We start from the raw sequence: 15,615 nt of genomic DNA on the forward strand, positions 1-15,615 counted from the left end.
TCGGCTCCGTAGCGCAGGACACCACACCCGGAGCGTGGAGAGATGACAGCGATCAGGGGAGTCGTCTTCGACTTCTACGGAACCCTGGTGCGGATGGTCCCGCCGTTGCCCCCCGACCACCGTTCCATCTTCGACCGACGCGGACTGGTGGAAGCGGGGCGCCGCTGGGGGGACCAGTGGTCCGTGGGACCGGGGGAGGGCGAGGAACACCGGGCCCACTCCGGGAGCGAACAGGCGTACACCGCCTGGGAACGGGACCGGCTCAGCGCGCGGGCCCGGGCCTGCGGGGTGCCCGGCGACCAGCTGGAGGAACTGGTCGCCGAGATCGACGCGGCGATGAAGGACCTTCGGCTCGCCCTGTTCGACGACGTGCTGGGGCTCCTGACCGAGCTGCGCAGCAGGGGAGTGCTGGTGGCGGTCTGCTCCAACTGGTACTGGCACCTGGACCGGTCGCTTGCGGACGTCGGCCTGACGGAGTTGATCGACGTGTCGGTCAGCTCCGCCCGGGCCGGCGCCCGCAAGCCCCATCCGCTGATCTATCGCACGGTGTTGGACCGTTGCGGACTGGCACCCGAGGAGACCGTGTTCGTCGGCGACGTCTGGCGCCCGGACGTGGAGGGGCCCTTGGCGGAGGGGATGCGCGCGGTGCACCTGTGGCGCGCGGACCGGGCGGTCGACGGCCAGGCCCCGCCGCTGGTTGCGGGAGCCGCCCGGATCGCCGAACTGACCGAACTCACCGCGCTGCTGTGGCCCGCACCCGCAACCGATCCAGCACGTTCCGGGTGACGCGCACGACCCCCGCATCCGTCTCCCGTCCACACACCACGGGCCAGTCGGTGGTACCGGCCGTGAACACCGTTCCGCCGGCCGTGTACACCCCCATGGTGGCGGCCCGCGGGCTGGTGACGCCGGGCTCGCGCACCACGCAGTTCCAATGTCCGGGCTTGAAGCGATGAAAATCGTCGTGCGTCGGATTCAAGAGGTGGATCCCCAGAATGAGGAAGGAATCCGGAGTGCCGTCCACACCATTGGCCCGAGCCACTCCTTCGGCGTCGTAGGTGAATGCGGCGCCATCACATTCATATCCGATCAGAGGTGTTCCGGCCCCCAGACAATCCTGAACCCCGTCTCCGGAGCCGTCCCGTAGTCCGGTGCCCTCGTACACCCAGTGGTCCGCATGTTGTACGGAGTATCCGTTGCGGGGGCGATCGCCGGGCCAGGTGCCGTCCGAGGTCGCCCACATGCCGCCGTTGCGGAAACTCACACCGGTCAGGGAATTCTCCGGCAGACCGACCCCTTCGGGTGCCGGCGTCCACCATTGATCGGTGGCCGGTAGATGGGGGTACTCCGCTCCCACATGGTGGTCCGTGTCCGATATGAAGGCGCTGTTCCCGTCGACCGGGTGAATGCGCCACCAGCAGGTGTTGGCGCTGAAGAAGGCGACGTTCCCACGGGCGCGTATGAATTCCTCGACCTGCATCCGCATGGCCTGGCTCCAGTATTCGTCATGACCCACGCTCAGCAGGAGGTCATAGGAGGCCAGGAGATCCGGGTCCTCGTGGAGATCGAGGTCAGTGCAGTATTCCACCGGATATCCACTGCGTTCGAGCCAGGAGATGAAGGGCGCGTCCCAGTAGGCGAGGTCGATCACCCCGCCCGGTCGGTGCAGACTGACCTTGTGCCCGCGGGGCCCGCCCTCACCCCCTTCCAGGTAGACCGGGTTGTCATAGAGGCTGGCGGTCCGCTCCAGGTCCCTGCGGTCCGACTTGTTGTATGCATGTCGGGTGAACGTCGACTTCTTGTAGAGGATGCGCGAGTGTTCGCCCGGGCGCTGAGGTCGAACGACGAAGAACTCCCGCTCGAACCCTTCGATGGTCGTGCTGTCCAACAGCGGTGCGGAATCCTCCGAACCAGGGCCGCCCTCGATGAACTGAACCAGATAGATACCCGTACGCCAGTCCGTCGGAATGTGAAATTCCGCAACGGGCCAGCCCCAGTCCTCCGCGGGTGAAGCACCGGCCGGCGGGCCCTCGGGGTGCGGGGGAGGCGAATGCTGCGAACCCGGCTGCCACACCGATTCCCGGACCATCTCCAACTCTTCGCCGAGTCGGTAGAAACGCACACGGTAGATGGGTGCGTCGGTGGAGACGTGGAGTGCAAGGAAATCGCCTGCCGTCACGCTTTCCCGACCCACATAGCCCTCTATCACACCGCTCCCAGGATTGCTCGGAGAAAGACGACGAGAAGTCCAAGCCGCCGGTCCGACATGCTAGGTAGGTGCACCAGGCCACGACAATGGGCCGTTCCGAACCGGCCACTCCTGGGGTTGTTTTGGACACAAGGGCAGCTCACAGACTCTTTTCCTCCGGACCGGGGTAGTCCTGGCCCTCGACACATGTGCCGAGAGCACATGCACGACCAGCGTTCTCTACCACCCCATGTAACGCACACCGATGGCCCGTCAAAAGGCAGCGAGGGGAAGCTCAATGAGCAGCGAATTCCGTGTACGCGAACTGGTGCTGGGAATCCAAGGCATGGCGCTGCTGCGACACGCCATCGACGGCGACGAAGCGTTCCTCAAGGAACGGGTGGACGACATACGCCGCTTCGTCCTCAGCGACGAACAACTTCCGGGCAAGGGCGCAGGTGTCGACGAACTCGATGCCGCCGACGGCTACGCCTCCTGGTCCTCGATCTACGACACCCTGCCCAGCTCCTACATCGAGGTCGAGGAGCCCATCGTCCACGAGATCCTCGACCGGCTCCCCGCGGGCGACGCGCTCGACGCCGCGTGCGGCACCGGCCGACAGACCCGTGCCCTGACCTCACGGGGATTTCGCACCATCGGCGTCGACCAGTCACCGCAGATGCTGGAAAAGGCGCGCGGCCACGCCCCGGAAGCCCAGTACCGGGTGGGCCGGCTGGAGAGCCTGCCGCTGGACGACGAGTCCGTCGACGTCGCCGTCTGCTCACTGGCGATGACGCACCTGGCCGAACTGGACGCGGGCGTCGCGGAACTGGCCCGGGTGGTCAAACCGGGCGGGCGCATCATCATCACCGACATGCACCCCTTCGTGATCTCCCTCCAGGGCCAGTGCCTCTTCGTCCACGGATCCGAGCAGCTCGCCTTCGTCCGCAACCACGTCCATCTCGCCAGCGACTATCTGAACGCCTTCGCCCGGGCCGGACTGACCGTGCGCGCCTGTCACGAACCCCTCTTCAACGGCCGGCTCGCCCCCGGCGGATACGAGGAGTACATCGCGGACGCCGCCCGTGCCGCCTGGGAGGGCATCCCGCTCATCATCGCCTGGGAACTGTCCGTACCCGCCTGATCCGAGGCGCGGCGCCCCTGCACGCCACCTGGGCAGGGCGCCGCGGCAGAACCACCGAGCACATCCGCCGGCTCGACGACCGAACACGTCCGCCGGTTCGACCACCGGAGAGAAGAGAGCAGATCAAGATGGCCATGGCCGTGGTGCGCTACTCGGAACGCCCCGCCCTGTGGGACCGCATCCCCGCACAGTTCGCCGGAGTGGTGCCCGAGTACAACCTGCACGGAGACATCAACGGCGACTACTGGAACCGCCTGTTCGAGGACTTCCCCGACTACCAGTTCCTGCTGTACGACGAGGAACAGGACGAGGTGCTGGGCGCGGGGCGGTCCCTTCCCCGTAGCTGGGACGGCACCCCCGAGGACCTCGGCCCCGGGCTCGACGACTCGATCGGACGGGCCTTCGCCGACCATGACGCGGGACGCGCACCAGGAGGGCTCTGCGCGCTCGGCATCGAGGTGGCCCAGCGGCACCAGGGCAAGGGGCTGTCCAAGGTGCTGCTCGACACCATGAGCGCCACGGCCCGCATCGCCGGGGTGGACACCGTTCTGGTGCCCATCCGCCCCACCCGGAAGGACCGCTACCCGCTGGTGCCCATCGAGCGGTACGCCTCCTGGACCCGCGACGACGGCTCCCCGTTCGACCCCTGGATCCGCACCCAGGTCAAAGCGGGGGGTGCCGTCACCGCCGCATCGGCACGCTCATCCAGGATCACCGGCACCGTCGCCGAGTGGGAGAGCTGGACGGGAATGTCCTTCCCCGACGACGGCGACTACGTCTTCCCCGGCGGACTGAACACCCTGTACGTCGACCATGGCAGCGATCTGGGCGCCTACTGGGAGCCAGCGGTGTGGATCACCCATCGGGTCACGCCTTCCACAGACGCTCCCCGGCACGGATAGCGGTCCAGGCGAACTCGGTCATCAACCGGGTCTGCTCCGGACCCGCCTCGGGCCGGCGCTCCGGGGCCAGACCAGCCGGCCCCACCGTGGAGACCGCGGCCTCCTTCAGCCTCCCGAGCGCTTCCTCGTCCGGTGTCCCCGTCGGTTCGGTCCCCTGGCGCAGGGCCTGCCGATGGGCGGCCCCGGCCGCCTGCCGACCCAGCATCAGACAGTGGATCCACAACTCCTCCGCGAAGTCCGGACCGAACGAGCGGGCGACGTCCGTCGCCAGTCCCAGCGGCATCTGCTCCGACACCAGGTCACGGACGCGCTCCTCCGTCAACTGGGAGGACGCTCCTATGGCCGGCAGCGCATCGCGCCAGCGAATGTGCCCGCGTCCGCCGTCCGCCGCCGTCTCCTGACCGGGCAGCCGGAGATAGCCCTCGCCGTAGCGCATATAGGGGAGCCAGTCGAGTTCCTCCAGCACCCAGCCCCGCTGCAACAGGGCGTCGGCGTCGCTCGGATCCACCGGGCAGACCGCCAACCGAATGCCCTGCGCCGCATGGCCGTTGATGCTGCTGGTGCCGATGTGCTCCACCACATTGGGCACCGCGAGCAGGGCCATCCGACCCTTGGTGCGGAAGAACCCGGACAGGACCTCGTCGTCATGGCGCTCGGCGCTGTCCCGGGCGAAGTCGGTGAACTCCGCGACCGTGTCCACCGGCAGACAGACCGCGAGCGAGGGGGTGAACTCCTCCGGTACGGCCCGTACCCAGGAAGCCCCCGCGAGCGCGGCGAGCCGGGAGGCCGATCCATTGCGCGCATGCCAATTGGTGTAGAAGACGAGAGCCTCGTCGGGGAAGCGGTCCACCGCCCTTCCCACCAAGGCCAACAGGTCCGCCGGCGCCGACACATCGTCCTGCACCACCAGATGGTGTCCCGCCCCCGGTACCACGGCCGACCAGGCGACCAGTGCGGTGCGCAGAGCGGACGGCGGGTCGTGGGGCGCGGGGTCCAGGGCGAGTCCGCCCAACCCCAGGAGTCCGGCCAACTCCCGGGCCTGCTCCTCCCGTACGGGGTGGGTCATGACGGCCGAGCTGATGGGTACCACGCTCACCACAGCGCTCCTAGGCATCCTGGACATCATGGCCGTGCCAGAGTCGCAGACCGGTTGGCGCTCAGCGGTCGCTGCGAGAAACATTGGCCTGATCTTGTGCGAGCGTGACCTGCGGAAATGCTCTAGAGGTGATCCCTGGTGCTCCAACGCGGCTTTGCCTGGGGGTGGGTGTCGGACGTACATCGGACCGCGGGCTCCCGGTCGTCCGGCTCCTGATCGCCGCGGGTCGCGGCTCGTTGCGCGTCCCGTCCGGCCCACCGGCGCGTCACACCGTAGGCGGCGACGCTCAACCAACACACCACCACCGCCACGTCCGCGTACAACCGCACCGCGAGCGGAGGCCGCGCCACCTGATGGACCGCGAGCAGGGCCAGTGCCGTCAGTGCGAGCGCGAGTGCGAGTAAGAGAAACAGCCAGACCCGTCCCATGGGGCAACCTCCGTGACGGCCCCCACGCGACCCGTTGGATCGCAGGGTCCGGGGACCGTTCCCCTCCGGCTGTACCCAACGGTCGGCGCCGTACCCCACGGTGACCGCGTGATCACCTGGGCGCCCCCCGGGGACTCCCGGTGCGCCGAGTGCGCTGTCCGGCCGTTGCGTTGTGGCTGCGCGGCAACGCGTATCGGGTCATGATGTGCGCCATGGCTGCCGCTCTCCTCGCTCTCGCGATCATTTCCACGGGTCTGTACGCAGGCTTCATGCTGACCTTCCAGACCGGGATCATGCCGGCGTTCGCCCAACTCACCGACGAGCAGTTCCTGACGGCCATGCGCCGCATCAACGAGGTCGTGCCGCGTCCCCTCTTCCTGGCGACCTTCGTTTCGATCGTCCTCTTTCCGTTGCTGTCCCTGTTCTTCCCCGTCGACGGCCGTACCGACTTCCAGCGCAACCTCCTGATCACCGGTCTGGTGTGCGCGGTGGCGAACCACGTGGTGACGGTCGTGGGGAACATTCCGCTGAACAATGCGCTGGAAGCCGCTGCGAAGGTCACCCACAGCGCCTCCGACGACCAGATACGCCTTGAGTTCGAACCCCGCTGGAACCAGTTCCACCTGCTGCGCACCATGTTGGCGATCGCGGCCTTCGGGCTGATGGTCGGGTCAGTCGTGTGAACCCGAGCGCGCACCCTGCTGATCCTGCCGGGCTGCCGCGCCCGCCCGGCCCGCCGTGGTCACCGTGCCCGCCGTGGTCACGGTGAACAGCCCCACCTGCTCGCGCCGACTGCCGACCGCGTCGAATCCCGCATCGCGGGCCCACTGTTCCGCCCGCTCCACCGACCTGCACTTCATCTCCCAGAGGACGCCGTCGCGGTTGGGCAGTACCCGGGCGATGAACTCCAGCTGCGGATGGTGGGTCTGGGTGGTGTACACCAGCACCCCGCCCGGGGCCAGCAGCGAGCGGAGCCGGGTGATGGAAGCGGCGATGGTCTCGTCGTCCAACAGCAGTTCGTACAGTCCGGAGACCACGATCACCTCGGGCTTGCGGTCGCCCGGCCTTGGCTCCAGCGCGTCACCGTGGACGTACGAGATGCCCTGCAAGCCGCGCTGCCGGGCCTGCTCCTCGCCCTGGGCGAGCCCCGCTCGGTCCAGGTCGCGGCACTCGACCCGCAGTCGTCCGGGTGCGTACTCCTCGACGAGGTCCTGGAGGTACCGACCAGGGCCGGATGCCACGTCCAGGACGAACACCTCGTCGCCGCGTGCGGCGATCTCCTTGCGCAGCACGTCCTTCAGCAGCTCTCGACGGGCGCGGATGGCGCGCCAGCCGATCGCGTTGAGATAGGAACGGTCGATCAACCGCCCGACTCCCCAGGAGCCCGATGCCTTGTTGACGTACACGTAGTCGAGCATCGAGCCGCTGTCGAAGCCGTAGCGGTAGCCGATCCTGATGCCTTCGCTGAGCCGTCCCACGGTGTTCATCAGCATCCGCATGGCAGCCCAACGCACGTTCCCCAGTCGCTTGTTCATGGGCACAGCCTCCTGTCGAGGGCGTGCGGTGGACATCCGTTCGGCTACTCGGCCTGGTACTCAGGGGCGCGGGGGGTCTGAGTACGGGGGCGCAGACCGGTGCGGTGGTGCGGCGGTCATTCTCGCGGGCGGGTGCCGCCCCGGCTGGACCAGGGAATCTCAGGCGCGGGCGAGTGGACGCGGTCCGTCGGCATTCGTAGCCGATCTAATGTCGTGTCCATGCCGAGGTGATGAGTCGGGCCCGGTACGGGTGCGTCCGGCGCGATCATCCCGTTCCTGGAGCGGTCACGATCATGGGTCGTCCCGGACCCGAGACACCCGCTTCGATCGGCCACGGCATCCTCGCCCGCCCCTATGCCCCGCCGCCGGTGAGGGACTCGTCAGTGCCGCCGGTGGAGTGCAGGGGCGCGATCCGCACCAGGATCACGTCGTAGTGCGAGTAGCTGTTGAGGTCGTCGGTACGGTGCAGCTCCAACTGAACACCCGTGCAGTACCAGACCTCGCGGTGTTCGTCCAACTCCCCGCCGAACGACGCGTCGGGCTCGCCCAACTCGGCTCTGAGCAACGCACCGATCCGGTCATACTCCCGATGGAAGTCCGCCCGTGTCGCCTCCGGGAAGCGCTCCCAATCGCTGCCGTACTCCTCGTCGAGGTCATCGTCGTCATCGGGGTCGGCTTCCTCGGGCTCCTCGCCGAACGCAGGCCAGAACAGCGCGCAGGGCAGTTGGACGAATCCCGCGCCGCCCGCGGGGCCGTCGGGGGCATCGCCCAGTTCGAGCCGGCGCCCACTGCCTTCCTCCGACGAATCCCCGCCAAAGAAGTGTGGAGCGGCCCCGCCCCCGCCCCACTCGACGGCCGGCCCGGCGGCACCGGGGCCGACGGTCGCCCAACCGTGCGCGACGAACGCGGCCTCCAACACCGGCCGTTCCCAGGGGAGATCGCGCAGGGCCACCAGGCGCCGGATGTCGTGCGAGCTGTCCCGCAGTGATTTCAGAGACATGATCCCGACCGTATCCGACCGTACTGACACTTCTTGAGGCCGTCCGTTGAAGTGATCCGACGACTCTGTTATTGATCTTTCCCAAGAACTGTTGAGTCTTTGACCGCGTGCCGCGCGTATCTGTCGTCGATCGGTCGTCACACCCTCGTCGACCGGAGAACGCAAGAGGGAGACAAAGGATGGCTTTCTGGTCTGCACGTGCAGCTGCACGCCCTGACCGGCCGAGACATGAGAATCCTCTCCTCTTTCATTCATCTGTTCGATCTAGGAAGCAGACTCTCCGCATGACCCTCAGGAGAGCCAACATCGTGATAACGGCGGTCTGCGCACTCGCCGGTGCCGGGATGCTCGCGGGACGAGTGTGGGCACAGGGACCCGAACCCTTGGATCTCGGACCCGCGATCGTCGTACAGCCCAGCGGCCTTCCCATGCCCGAAGCGACCGCCCGGAGCCAACCACCGTCACCGATGAGCCCTTCCTTACCCGAGCGGAATCCCCCACCGCCGACGAAGTCGGCACCCGTCCCCCAGACGTCGACCCCGACACCCCGCTTCACCTCGCCGTCGCCCCAGCAGTCCGGGGGGCGACCCGTGGAGATCCTCGAACCGCCCCGCAGCTCGGAGAGCGGCACTCCTCGGCCCGGAGGCCAGGAGGAAGAGGGCGACGACGAGGAGGACGACGAGGACGAAGCTGCCGACGCAGCCGAAGCGGCGGGCGACAAGGGCGAGGGCGACGACGGCGAGGACTGGCGCGGAGGCGGTAGCGGCTTCTCCGAGGACCGCGACGCTGAAGGGGACGACTAGGTGAGACGTCGTACAGCCAGCGCGCGATCGCGCATCGTCGGTTGGATGCTCCTCCTGGTGGGCGTGGCCATGGCCGCGCCCACTGTCGGCATCACGGTCGTCTGGCAGGCGCAGTTGGACAACCAGGTCGATGCGAGGCTCCAGCGGCGGGTCGACGACCTGCGTCAGCACGCGACCACCCGCTCGTACAACAACAGTGCCGAGTTGGTGACCGAGTTCTTGAAGGTCACCCCGCCCGGCCGGGACGAGACCTTCTTCAGCATCGTGGACGAGGTCGCCGACCGCCGCAGTCCGGCGGACACCCCGGGTCAGGTGCGCCTGGACCGCGATGCCTCCGTGGTCAGGATGCTCGGCACGGTCGCGACGCCCAAGTCCGGCTGGCTGGACTCGAAGGCGGGCAAGGTGCGTTACGGGGTCGTCAAGGTGGAGGTCGCCGGCGACCCCCGGGACGTGCGGCTCGTCGTGTTGGAGTTCCGCGACCGCCAACTCCAGGAGGAGCGGCGCGTCGCCAAGATGTTGATGCTCACCGCCTTCGGCGCGCTCGTCTGCGCCGGCCTCGCCAGCTGGTTGGTCGCAGGGCGCATCCTGGCGCCGATCAGACTGGTGCGGCAGACGGCCGCACGGATCGGTGAGTCCGATCTCACCCAACGGCTCGACGTCCGGGGCGACGACGATGTGGCGGCCCTCGCCCACACGTTCAACCACATGTTGGACCGGTTGGAGCGGGCCTTCACCACGCAGCGGCGGTTCCTCGACGAGGTGGGGCACGAGTTGCGCACGCCCATCACGGTCGTGCGCGGCCATCTGGAACTGATGGAGGACGGGCCGGACGAGACCCATATGACCCGGGCGCTCCTCGTCGACGAACTCGATCGGATGAGCCGCATCGTGGACGACCTGCTCCTGTTGGCGAAGGCGGAGCGCCCGGACTTCCTCACGGTCGGCGAGACCAATCTGACCGATCTCATCGTGGACGTGGTCGCCAAGGCCAGGGCGCTCGGGCACCGGCACTGGCGGGTGGCCGCGGTCTCCGAGGCGACCGTCCTGGTGGACGGCCAGCGGCTCACCCAGGGACTGATCCAACTCGCGGCCAATGCGGTGCGGCACACGCTCGACGGAGACCTCATCGAGATGGGCTCGGCCGTGCGCGAGGGACGGGTCCTGCTCTGGGTGCGCGACACCGGACCCGGCGTGGGACCGGTCGACCGGGACCGGATCTTCGGCAGGTTCGTCCAAGCGGGACGGGTCGCCTCACCCGCACAGGCGGGCACGGGGATCGGCCTCGGGCTCGCCATCGTGCGGGAGATCGCCGAGGCGCACGGGGGCACCGCGTGGGTTGAGGATGCAGAGACCGGAGGCGCCCGATTCGTACTGGATTTGCCGGCCTATTTCCCCTGGCAGAGAGGACACCATGCACCGGATTCTGATAGCGGAGGACGAAGCCGGAATCGCCTCCTTCGTCGAAAAGGGCCTGCGAAGCAATGGGTTCGTCACCGCGGTCGTCGGTGACGGCCTTTCCGCTTATGAACACGCGCGGGCCGGTGACTGCGATCTTATGATTCTCGATCTAGGGCTGCCGGCCGTGGACGGGCTAACCGTCCTGCGAAAGCTCAGGGAACTGCGGGTGACCCTTCCCGTGGTCATCCTCACGGCCCGGGACAGCGTTTCCGATGTGGTGGCGGGACTGGAGACGGGAGCAGACGACTACATCTCCAAGCCCTTTGCCTTCGAGGAGTTGCTGGCACGGGTCCGCTTGCGATTGAGAGGCGAGGCCGGCCCGGAGGCATCTGTCCTGCGGGTGGGCGACATGGTGCTTGACCTGCGGACCCGCCGCGTCCATGTGGACGGGCGGGTCGCTGAACTGTCGGCGCGGGAATTTGCCCTCGCCGAAGTCTTTTTACGTAACCCGGATCAGGTGCTCACCCGTGAGCAGCTGTTGAGCAGGGTCTGGGGCTTCGACTACGACCCAGGATCGAACATCGTCGATGTGTATGTGCGCTATCTCCGCAGGAAGTTGGGTCCGGACCGGGTGGAGACGATCCGGGGCGTTGGCTACCGGCTGCGTGCCTGAGCAGCCGGTGAGCCGGGCCGTAGCGCCCGGTGGCGGGGCCCGGGGCGGCCCGACAGGGGGCCTGGGGCCTTGCCACCGGCTGCGGGGCCCGTAGCCGGTCCACGGACGTCAGGCGCCGCTCCACGGCCCTTCGGCACGCGAAGTCGGTTACGGGAGCGGGGAACTGAGTTGTCCGTGTTATCGGAGTTATCGGAGTTATCGAACGAACAGCGAGTCCTTAATTACGGTGGCGAAGGGACCTTTCACGCACAGTGAATGGGGTCCTAGGAATATGCCGCTGGAAGGGGCAAAACCCTTGAACGCTTTTTTCTTCGCTTAAATGACATCGTTGTCAGGGCTATGAGAACTCTCTCACGGTGATCTCACGGATGACTCATGACTTCAGCGCAGTATTCCGGGCCAAGACATTCACGTCGGATGTCTCTCCCCCCACCGGCTCCCCATAGCCGGAACTGCTAGGAGCGTGACCATGAAGCGACTGCTCGACAACGCGCGCAACTTCCGCCACCGCGTAGCCCCTGAGAGCGAGACCTTCCGGCGATTCGCGGCGGGCCAGACCCCCGGAACGCTGTTCGTGAGCTGTTCCGATTCCCGCGTGATTCCCGCGCTCATCACCGGGGCGGTCCCCGGCGAGGTCTTCGAACTCCGCAACGCCGGCAACATCATCACCCCCTACGACGCGGATCACTCCTGCGCCGAGTCCGCCACCATCGAGTACGCGGTGGAGGTCCTCAAGGTCAGGGACATCGTGGTCTGTGGCCACTCCCACTGCGGAGCGGTCGGCGCCGTCGCCAATGACGCGGACCTCAGCTCGCTGCCCAGCGTCGCCCAGTGGGTCTCCGGTTGCCGGCCTGCACTCGCTCCGATGCTCGGGTCGCCGGTGGAGGACCTGACCCTTTCCAAGTTCGTGCAGCGGCATGTCGTCGCCCAGCTGGAGAACCTGCGCACGTACCCCAAGGTGCGCGAGGCGATCGAAGCGGGGCGGCTGCAACTGCACGGCTGGTACTACCGCGTGGACACGGCCGAGGTACTGGAGCTCGACGAGCTCAACGGAGTGTTCAACCGGAACTGACTTCCGGGCCCGTCAGGCCCTCTTACCCCCCACACGCAGCGGCCTGCCGCGCACGAGCTCCCCCAGCTCATCGGCATCCGGCTGCGGCGAAAGGAACACTGTGTCGACTGATACGACTCGTCCTAACGCTGGACGACATGCGAAGAAGGACGCCGCCGCCTCCCCGGCCAAGGGCACCCCTTCCCCGTCGCTGACCAGCGCGCTCAGTACTGACTTCAGTGCGTCGATCGTCGTCTTTCTTGTTGCCCTTCCCCTGTGCATCGGTGTCGCTGCCGCATCGGGCGTCCCTGTCGCCCTAGGCATCATCTCCGGCATTGTCGGAGGCTTGATCGTGGGATTCCTGCCCGGCAGTAACCTCCAGGTCAGCGGCCCCGCTGCTGGCCTGGCGGTGCTGGTGCTGGAGTTCGTGACCGAACACGGCGTCGGAATGCTCGGCCCGGTCGTGTTCATCAGCGGAATCCTGCAAATGATCCTGGGAATGCTCAAGTTGGGCCGGATGTTCCAGTCCATCTCGCTCTCCGTGGTGCAGGGCATGCTGGCCGGTATCGGTGTGCCGCTGATCCTGAGCCAGATGTACGCCCTGGTGGACTCCAAGCAGCTCGGCACGGCCCTGAAGAACATGGCCGGCCTGCCCAACCTGGTCTCCGACGTGCTCGGGGACCGGGACAAGGGCGCCGCCCTCATCCTGGGCGTCATGGCGCTGGTCATCTGCTTCATGTGGAAGAAGGTTCCCGCCCCGATCAGCAAGGTTCCCGCGCCTCTGGTCGCGGTGATCCTGGGGGCGATCATCGCCGCTTTCCCCGGGTTCGACGGGGTGAAGAAGGTCTCCTTCGGAAGCATGGTCGACGCGGTCGACTTCATCGGGCCGTCCCAGCTCGGCCACCTGTTCGATCCGGCACTTCTGATGATGATCGTCACCTTCACGGTCATCGCGTCCGCTGAGAGCCTCTTCAGCGCCGCGGCCGTGGACAGGATGCACACCGGAGCTCCCACCAAGTACAACGCCGAACTCTTCTCCCAGGGAGTCGGCAACACGGTTTGTGGCCTTCTCGGCGCGCTGCCCATGACCGCCGTCATCGTGCGCAGTGCCGCCAACGTCCAGGCAGGTGCAAAGACCAAGCTCTCCCGCATCCTGCACGGGGCCTGGCTCCTCGGGTTCGGTCTGCTCCTACCGGGGCTGCTCGGACTGATCCCGATCACCGTGCTCGCAGGTGTTCTGCTCCAGGCCGGTTGGAAGCTCTTCAACCCGCCGGCCTTCCTCGCGATGTGGAAGAAGGATCGTGCCGAGGGCGCGATCATGTTCATCACCACCCTCGCCATCGTGGTCACGAACCTGCTCGATGGTGTGGTCGCCGGACTCGCGGTCGCCATCATCCTCACGGCGATCCGCATGAGCCACATGACCATCCGCACCACCACGGACGGCGACATGGGACGCCTGGAGCTGAAGGGCAACGTCACCTTCCTCCGCCTTCCCAAGCTGATCGACGCGCTGGAGACCATCCAGGACAAGGAACGCGTCTACATCGACGGCAGCGGCATCTCGCACCTGGACATGGCCTGCCGTGCCCAGATCGAGGAGTTCGCCGAGCAGCGCCGCAAGGCCGGCGCCGAGCACGTCGAGTGCATCCTGCCGGGCGAGCCGACGGTCGAGAAGGTCGACGAGGTCGTCCCCGACGAGCCCGTCACCGAGGAGATCGGCGCCCCGGTCAAGGAGACCCAGCACCAGCCGGTGCAGCCGGAGCAGCCCAGGCCGTACGCACCGGAGCCCGCCCTCGCCTTCCAGCACGCGGGGGCTCCGAACTACGGTCACGCACACGTGGCCCACGGCAGCCCCTACGCACGACAGCACCAGCACGCACAGCAGCACCAGCACAACAACCAGCACCCCCATGCACCACAGCACCCCCAGCACGTGCAGCACGCGCACAACCAACACGCGCACTCGCAGCACACGCAGTACCAGTACCCGCAGTACCCGCACCCCGAGCAGGACTACCCGCACGCGCCCCAGCACCCCAACCACCAGTACGGCATGGGTGGCCAGGGACCGGTACGGCCGCTGCACCAACACCAGCAGCCGCAGTACAGCCAGCACGCACAGGTGCACATCCCGAACCAGGCGCATGGCCCGCAGCACAACGGTGTGCCCAACGGCCAGCAGCCCGCTCCGCACGACGGTCAGCAGCAGATGCCGCCACAGGGATACGCACCACCTCCGGGATACGGGCCCCAGGAAACCCCCTACCAGGGCACCCCGATGGTCAATGGATACGGACCGCAGGGGTACCAGCAGCCTCCGCAGGGTGGCTACTGGGGATCCAATGACGAATGGGCCGTTCAGCAGCAGCACGGCGAAGGGACTCGACGATGAGGAAACCCTTGAAATCGGCGCTGGCCGACGCGCTCCACCTACGGGATCTACGGGACCTGCGCCACCACCGGCATCAGCCGGGGCGGCCACGGCGGATCGATCGGCCCCGCGCCGATCGGGCCGACTGCGCCAGGACCGACTGCCCCCTGACCGACCGGCACGGGGCGGACCGCCCGCGGGCCGAGCGCCCGTGGAGCGGCCGGGACTGGAGCGACCGCTCCTGGACCGAACGCCCCGTGACGGAGCGCGAAGTCACCGAGCGGCACAGCACCGAGCGGAACGGCAGCGACCATGCGGTGTACGACCGTGTGAGCCATGACCGCACCGCGTACGACCGGTCGGTCTACGACCGGCGCCAGCAGGCCAGGCCCAAGGAGGACGACAAGTTGTTCGAGTTCCTCCGCTCCCTGCACAGGTTCCTCCTCGCACCCCAGGACGCGGCCACCGCCGGTCTTGCGGAGCGTCCCGCCAGCACCGCGGACAAGCGCGACCTCCCGCCGACCGCAAAGGGCTGACAGGGCATCAAGACGTCGCCCACGGCACCGACATCCCGCAGGGTGTCGTGGGCGGCCCCCAGGGCCTTGAGCGACAAGCGCTTCCCCCACTGGGCCCTGGTGAGCCCCCTCTACTGCCTCCCGCAGAGAGGGGGCTCCCCCCTCTCCTTCCGCTTCACCAACGGCCCGGTGCGTACGCCACGCGGCCCGGCCGACACAGACCCGCACCCGGGCGCCCCGACCCGCCCCGGGTGAGGTGATCAGGTCGGGCGACCCGGAAATGCGGCCGGGCCGCCCGGCCCTTTCATATGTGGGGGCGCGGGCGTCCCCGGGAGAGCGCCCCTGAGTTCGGGCCCCGTACCCGCCCCGAAGGTGACTGCACCGCACGACCACCGGCCGTCGCGGGGTGCCTTTGATGGTCGTCGCGGTGCCTCTGGTGACTGCACTGCGGCCGGAAACCAGGCTCCACCCGGCGTGGCGCCCGTCAGAGGGCTCAACGCGCCCCGTC

At 67.7% G+C, this 15,615-nt stretch carries 15 protein-coding genes; 10 read left to right on the forward strand and 5 right to left on the reverse strand.

From position 1 onward, the window contains the following. Positions 1–42: 42 nt before the first annotated feature. Positions 43–786: an HAD family hydrolase gene (locus ABZ348_RS28820; RefSeq protein WP_358937920.1), complete on the forward strand. Its 744-nt coding sequence runs from the start codon at positions 43–45 to the stop codon at positions 784–786. On the opposite strand, the gene ABZ348_RS28825 is transcribed toward ABZ348_RS28820, so the two are convergent. Then, the gene (locus tag ABZ348_RS28825; protein WP_358937922.1) at positions 734–2,179 is read right to left on the reverse strand and encodes a N,N-dimethylformamidase beta subunit family domain-containing protein; all 1,446 of its coding nucleotides are present in this window, start codon (positions 2,177–2,179) and stop codon (positions 734–736) included. The genes ABZ348_RS28820 and ABZ348_RS28825 overlap by 53 nt on opposite strands. Before the next feature lie 307 nt (positions 2,180–2,486). Here ABZ348_RS28825 and ABZ348_RS28830 point away from each other — a divergent pair, with 307 nt between their 5' ends. Then, on the forward strand, positions 2,487–3,332 hold the full coding sequence (locus ABZ348_RS28830) for a class I SAM-dependent methyltransferase (RefSeq protein WP_358937924.1): 846 nt from the start codon (positions 2,487–2,489) through the stop codon (positions 3,330–3,332). A gap of 128 nt (positions 3,333–3,460) precedes the next feature. Beyond that, the gene (locus ABZ348_RS28835) at positions 3,461–4,234 is read left to right on the forward strand and encodes an N-acetyltransferase (RefSeq protein ID WP_358937926.1); all 774 of its coding nucleotides are present in this window, start codon (positions 3,461–3,463) and stop codon (positions 4,232–4,234) included. Here the strand turns inward: ABZ348_RS28835 and ABZ348_RS28840 are convergent. Next, positions 4,200–5,330, reverse strand: a complete 1,131-nt coding sequence (locus ABZ348_RS28840; protein WP_358937928.1) for a hypothetical protein — start codon at positions 5,328–5,330, stop codon at positions 4,200–4,202. The genes ABZ348_RS28835 and ABZ348_RS28840 overlap by 35 nt on opposite strands. Positions 5,331–5,452: 122 nt before the next feature. Beyond that, entirely contained in the window at positions 5,453–5,758 is a 306-nt protein-coding gene (locus tag ABZ348_RS28845) for a hypothetical protein (RefSeq protein WP_358937930.1), read from the reverse strand. A 212-nt stretch (positions 5,759–5,970) separates the two neighbouring features. Between ABZ348_RS28845 and ABZ348_RS28850 the strand changes: the two genes are divergently transcribed. Then, positions 5,971–6,441 (forward strand): DUF1772 domain-containing protein, encoded by a 471-nt coding sequence (locus ABZ348_RS28850; RefSeq protein ID WP_358937932.1) that lies wholly within the window; start codon positions 5,971–5,973, stop codon positions 6,439–6,441. Here the strand turns inward: ABZ348_RS28850 and ABZ348_RS28855 are convergent. Beyond that, positions 6,430–7,293 (reverse strand): class I SAM-dependent methyltransferase family protein, encoded by an 864-nt coding sequence (locus ABZ348_RS28855; RefSeq protein WP_358937934.1) that lies wholly within the window; start codon positions 7,291–7,293, stop codon positions 6,430–6,432. The two genes, ABZ348_RS28850 and ABZ348_RS28855, sit on opposite strands and share 12 nt — an antisense overlap. Before the next feature lie 352 nt (positions 7,294–7,645). Continuing rightward, positions 7,646–8,293: a hypothetical protein gene (locus ABZ348_RS28860; protein WP_358937935.1), complete on the reverse strand. Its 648-nt coding sequence runs from the start codon at positions 8,291–8,293 to the stop codon at positions 7,646–7,648. A gap of 284 nt (positions 8,294–8,577) precedes the next feature. On the opposite strand from ABZ348_RS28860, the gene ABZ348_RS28865 reads away from it, so the two are divergent. The 6 genes from ABZ348_RS28865 to ABZ348_RS28890 all read left to right on the forward strand — a co-directional run bounded on the left by ABZ348_RS28865 (position 8,578) and on the right by ABZ348_RS28890 (position 15,128). After that, positions 8,578–9,096, forward strand: a complete 519-nt coding sequence (locus ABZ348_RS28865) for a hypothetical protein (RefSeq protein ID WP_358937936.1) — start codon at positions 8,578–8,580, stop codon at positions 9,094–9,096. A 45-nt stretch (positions 9,097–9,141) separates the two neighbouring features. Next, positions 9,142–10,605 carry a HAMP domain-containing sensor histidine kinase gene (locus ABZ348_RS28870; RefSeq protein ID WP_358937960.1) on the forward strand — a complete coding sequence of 488 codons (1,464 nt, stop codon included), beginning with the start codon at positions 9,142–9,144 and terminating at the stop codon, positions 10,603–10,605. Next, positions 10,508–11,167: a response regulator transcription factor gene (locus tag ABZ348_RS28875; protein ID WP_329019078.1), complete on the forward strand. Its 660-nt coding sequence runs from the start codon at positions 10,508–10,510 to the stop codon at positions 11,165–11,167. Before ABZ348_RS28870 ends, ABZ348_RS28875 begins: the two co-directional genes overlap by 98 nt. A gap of 469 nt (positions 11,168–11,636) precedes the next feature. Then, complete coding sequence (locus ABZ348_RS28880; RefSeq protein ID WP_358937938.1) at positions 11,637–12,239, forward strand: carbonic anhydrase; 603 nt, start codon at positions 11,637–11,639, stop codon at positions 12,237–12,239. Positions 12,240–12,339: 100 nt separating this feature from the next. Then, on the forward strand, positions 12,340–14,613 hold the full coding sequence (locus ABZ348_RS28885) for a SulP family inorganic anion transporter (protein WP_358937940.1): 2,274 nt from the start codon (positions 12,340–12,342) through the stop codon (positions 14,611–14,613). Next, the gene (locus ABZ348_RS28890) at positions 14,610–15,128 is read left to right on the forward strand and encodes a hypothetical protein (protein ID WP_358937942.1); all 519 of its coding nucleotides are present in this window, start codon (positions 14,610–14,612) and stop codon (positions 15,126–15,128) included. The genes ABZ348_RS28885 and ABZ348_RS28890 overlap by 4 nt, the downstream gene beginning before the upstream one ends. Positions 15,129–15,615: the final 487 nt, after the last annotated feature.

The organism is Streptomyces sp. NPDC005963, assembly GCF_040638655.1.
In the GTDB taxonomy this organism is placed as follows: Bacteria; Actinomycetota; Actinomycetes; order Streptomycetales; family Streptomycetaceae; genus Streptomyces.